Raw genomic sequence first — 2,642 nt, 5'->3', positions numbered from 1 at the left:
CAAGGAGTCCAGGTTCAGGCCAGTCGTGTCCATGGTTGGGGATTGTTTGCTTGCAAGCCATTTGAAACTGGGGATCATGTTCTGGTAATGAAGGGAAAATGGATGCAGGAGGATGACTATGCCATAAGGTACCCCCCAGGAAAAAGGCCGATCTATGTTGTGAGGTCCAGGTTCGACCCGGGGTTCTACCTGGAGTTGCATGGGACAGGGAAGTACGTCAATGAGCCGCCCCAAGGGGTGCCACCAAATGTAGCAATGGAAGAGTCGGACCCTGTTGAGGAAGTGACCTCCCATGGGGTTGTTTGGTTGGTTGCCAAGGCTCCCATTGCCCAAGGAGAGGAGCTCTTGGCCCTTTACAGCCCAGGGCAGTGAAGGAGCGGGGGTTGTGGCAGTACAAGCTGGGATTTATCGACAGAACCAATAAATATTTGCCATGTCACTTGGAATTTTTGAACTGACCATTGAGATGCTGCCACATCACCTGGAGTTAAATATAGCGTGCATGGTTCCAAGGTATGCAGAGGTGATCCAGTCAAATCTTGCCACATACTCGGTCTCAGTGGATCACACCAATGGTTATGTGCCACATCATCCCAGCTGCTTGTTCCTATCAATTCCCCATCACCATCCATCTCCCTTAACAGGAAATAATTGTAAGACCTCAGTGATGTGGCATGTGCTGGTTGGATGTTTGTCTGGACTCCAGACTCCCGCCTTCCCTCCCGACTTCCCTCCACCCACTTGAGTGCCGTGATTTTAAAAAAGGACTTTTATTTTCAAAATAAAAAAAAATTGTGAACAAGAGTAAGAATGACTAAAACTTGTAACACCAGTTCATGGCATCTATGTCAGTATTCCTTTTTTTGGTGCGGCTTTTGGGATCCTTATGGTTCTTTGCAGCAGCATGCATTTGGTTGTGAAGGTCCACAACATAGGGATGGTTCAGAACGAATGTGCTCTGAACACTGTTATCAGCTGTTGCAGCTGCGTCGTTTCCAAAGGGAAAAAAAAGCCTCCAGTTTCGGGCATCACTTGCACCAAGGTGCGGAAAGTCATGTCGAAAAAGGAGGGCCTCCCCTGGCTGCACAGAAAGCACAGTAGCATCCCGACAGGCCTTGGTTCTGTTATCCAGAGCCTCAAAGTTTTCATGATCGTCCAGCTCCTTCTGCTTCCGCTCAATCTCCTCACGGTTGAGCTCGTCGTTGCCTACCAGATTATGAAGTTCGTCCCGGAGTTGGTCCATGGCGTTCCTTCGATTCCTGATGAACTCCCAGAGATCTCGGCTGTATTCCAGTCGGAAGGGCCTGTCTCCGGCAACGATCACTGAGTAGACAATCGGTCGCATGGAAGATCCCTCAGCTTTCGAATCCAGGTCGATCTTGTGGTCAGTGTGCATGAGCTGGGGCATCATGCCTGGCAGGGCAGTGTAGATCACTTGCACAGATTTCGGGAGGATCTTCAAGGCTTCTTTGGGAAGGGCAGGCTCCAAATTGAGATCCTGGAGGTACTTCTCGCACTCGCTCAGATAGGCTTGAAGAGGTGCAGGAAGTGGTTGGTGCTGCTGCCCTACCTTCCAGAGGACCCGGCCATGGTCCACGGGTCCATTCTCCTTGCTGAAGCTGAGGAACTGGGCCATTGATTTGTCGGTGGTGTCCCGTAGCAGCTCCTTCAGATCATGCGGCATTCTTGGCCAGGGCTTCGTGTACGTGGGTTTCACCAGGTCATGCCCGTGCTCAGACAACCTTTTTCGCATCCAGTGGCTCTTGTTACGCTTCGCATTGCCTTCGGGATCTCTCTTTCTCTTTCGCCGAGGGGGATGAGGAGGGGCTGCAGTGGTGGAAGTAGGTGCACTACCCAACATGGGGGGGGCTTGGGTAGTGGTAGTGGTAGTGGAAGGGGCCAATTGGGTAGATGAGGGGGGAGCTGAGGGGCTGACCAATGCCATCTCGCTGGTGGGGTGTTGAGGTGCTTCAGAAGGGGCAGTGGGCGAACCCTGCACAGCAGGAGGGGCTTGGGTGGTGGTGGAAGAAGCGGTTGGGCCACATGAGGGGGCCAATTGGGTGGATGAGGGGGGATCTGAGGGGGACACCTCCTCAGCCCTGGACGGGTCTGGACCGGGGAGAGGGGTTGGCTGGTTGGTGGGAGTAGGAGCAGAGGATGTTGGGGTGGAAGGGCTATCCATGGTGCGTGGGGGACGAGGAAGGTGGTGCGTTAGAAGTGTATCTAACGGCAGGTCCAACGACCATTAGATCTGGATCTAACGCTAAAAGGGTCATTGCATTACCCTATGGTGTTAGATACAGATCTAACGCAAAAGGGTCATGTGATGCTCCTTTGGCATTAACCCTGCGTTAGATTCACATCTAACGCTCTATGGGGTCACTCCATGACCCTATACACCATGCTACAGAATCTTCCCTGGGTTTGAAAGGGTCACGGAATGACCCTATACGTGTACCCACAGATTTTTCTTTTAATCAATCTTCCTTCTTCTGAACCAATGAGGTGCATCCACGTCATAATGGCCTTCCAATCGTGTATGGCCACGTGCTCCCCCCCTTATCCCCCATACTGAAATTCTGTAACTGATCATCACAAAGTCGACATACTGTATCTGTTTATCACAAAAATTTAATTTTGTA

The 2,642-nt window shown here is 51.5% G+C and carries 2 protein-coding genes; one reads left to right on the top strand and one right to left on the bottom strand.

The features are described 5' to 3' along the window. On the top strand, positions 1 to 372 hold a 372-nt coding region (locus V6D20_02410), incomplete at its 5' end, for a hypothetical protein (protein ID HEY9814649.1). A gap of 442 nt (positions 373 to 814) precedes the next feature. Here V6D20_02410 and V6D20_02405 read toward each other — a convergent pair. Beyond that, the gene (locus V6D20_02405) at positions 815 to 1,717 is read right to left on the bottom strand and encodes a hypothetical protein (protein ID HEY9814648.1); all 903 of its coding nucleotides are present in this window, start codon (positions 1,715 to 1,717) and stop codon (positions 815 to 817) included. Between the last annotated feature and the right edge of the window lie 925 nt (positions 1,718 to 2,642).

The sequence above is a fragment of the Candidatus Obscuribacterales bacterium genome (assembly GCA_036703605.1).
In the GTDB taxonomy this organism is placed as follows: domain Bacteria; phylum Cyanobacteriota; class Cyanobacteriia; order RECH01; family RECH01; genus RECH01.
The sequence above is the reverse complement of the archived record's forward strand: the minus strand, read 5'-3'. Positions and strand labels throughout refer to the sequence as shown.